Here is a 1,981-nt window from a genome sequence, read left to right as displayed (position 1 = left end):
CCGGCCGGCGCTCGAGCCCGACCTGGCGGCCGAACAGCCGAGCGGGCCGTGACAGCGCTCCCGCGACGCGGCCCGCAGGCAGCGACGGTGGCGGCGCCAGTCGCACCCGCGGAGGCAACGGCGGCCGGGCGCCAAGCCAGCTCCCGACCGGTGACGAACGGACTGAGGAGATGGATACCGGTGAACGTTCGACCACCATCCGACGAACACGTGATCAGTCTGGTCGGTGACGCTGTCGCCGCGCCCTCGATGCACAACGCGCAACCGTGGCGTTTCCGCTACGTGCGTCAGCGCGGACGTTCGAGCTGTACGCCGACTTCGACCGCGCCATGCCGTACTCCGACCCACGCGCCCGTGGCCTGCACATAGGCTGTGGCGCCGCCCTGCTGAACCTGCGGGTAGCCGCGGCCTGCGACGGCTGGCACGCGAAAACGCGGCTGCTGCCCCGCCCCGGAGACCCGGCGCTCCTCGCGACCGTGCGGCTGACCGGCCCGGGAGGCGACGACAGCGACCTCGCCGCGCTGCACCCGGCCATCACCGAGCGGCACAGCAGCCGATTCCCGTTCGAGGAGCAGCGGATCCCTGAAGACCTGCGCGGCGAGCTGGTCGAGGCCGCCCGTCGCGAAGGCGCCGCGCTGGCCTTCCCTGCCCCCTGGCATCTGCAGCATGTGCTGGATCTCGTGCGGGAGGCCGAGGCACGCGATCTCACCGACCGCGCGTCCGAACGGGAACTGGCGGAGTGGACCCGCACCGACGCTCCGTCGGTGAACTGTACGGACGACGGCGTCCCGGACTACGCCTTCGGCCCCGTCAGAAGCGGGGGCCGGGCGCCCCTGCGGGACTTCGCGGGTACTCGCCGCGTGGCGGGACGGGGCACCGCGGTCTTCGAAGTGGCACCCCAGCTCGCCTGCGTCAGCACGACGCACGACCGCCCGGAGGACTGGCTGCGGGCCGGCCAGGCCATGGAACGTGTCCTGCTGCTGGCCACAGCCGAAGGTCTGGTCGGATCCCTCGCCACACAGCCCCTCGAACGGCCCGACCTGCGATGGCTCCTGCGCGATCCGGTGACCGGTGCCGGCCACCCGCAGATGCTGCTACGACTGGGATACGGCCCCAAAGGGCCTCGGACGCCCCGGCGGCCGGTGTCGGAGGTGCTCGACGTGCAACCCCGGGCACTCCAAGGAGAGGCGGGATCGGAGACCGAGGACGACTTCGTCCGGCGAGGGCCGATACGCTGAATCCGAGGGCCGTCCGTTTCTTGCGTTCCCTCGGCGCACGGTGCGTGGTCTCGCTAACTCCTCCGCAGGCCGCTCTTGCATCCGACGCAGCTTCACAGTCGGTGGTGCTCTACTGGACGCTGTAGCCGTCGTCCGACTCGTCATGCGGACTTCGTCGCGGTGCTGCCGCACGCGGACGAGAGCAACGCCGTTCGTCTCGCGCCGTCAGCCGCCATCCCGCCTCCCCCTCCCCGCGAACGGGCCGGGGAGGCGAAAAGCATGTTCAGCTGGGTGAAGGCACGTTGCCTACGGCGGCGTGGTCCCAATGGTCGACTGACAGGAGAGCGAGGTGACCACACACTCTCCGGCGGCCAGGCTGTTGACCATCGTCTGGGCGGTATCGGGTGCAACATAGACGTTGATCGCCGGTTGGCCAAACCGGCGATGATGGCGACCCTTGAGGGAGTTTATGGCCACTGGGCTCGGCGTTGGATCCGTGTGGGGCACGAGGAGCCGAGACCCTCTACGGAGAGCGAGTTGTCCTGTCTTATCCGATCAAGAAGCTTGCCCCCAATGCCAAGGGGAAGGTCCGGTACCGGTTCGTGGTCGATGCGGCCCCCGATCCGGTCACGGGGAAGCGTAAGCAGGTGACGCGTACCTTCGGGACGTTGAGGGAGGCGAAGGCGCAGTACGCGAGCATCGTGCATCGTCGCTACGAGGCAGCGCGCGCACCGCTCAGTCAGGTCACGGTGGACGAGTGGCTC

The 1,981-nt window shown here is 69.7% G+C and carries 1 pseudogene; it reads left to right on the top strand.

Annotation, left to right across the window (positions count from 1 at the left end):
* Positions 1-180: 180 nt before the first annotated feature.
* A pseudogene (locus ACP4J0_RS38325) lies at positions 181-1,238 on the top strand (Acg family FMN-binding oxidoreductase).
* Positions 1,239-1,981 lie beyond the last annotated feature (743 nt).

Source organism: Streptomyces sp. WG7, from assembly GCF_049975785.1.
Classification (GTDB): Bacteria; Actinomycetota; Actinomycetes; order Streptomycetales; family Streptomycetaceae; genus Streptomyces.
This window is presented reverse-complemented; position numbering and strand designations above follow the sequence as displayed.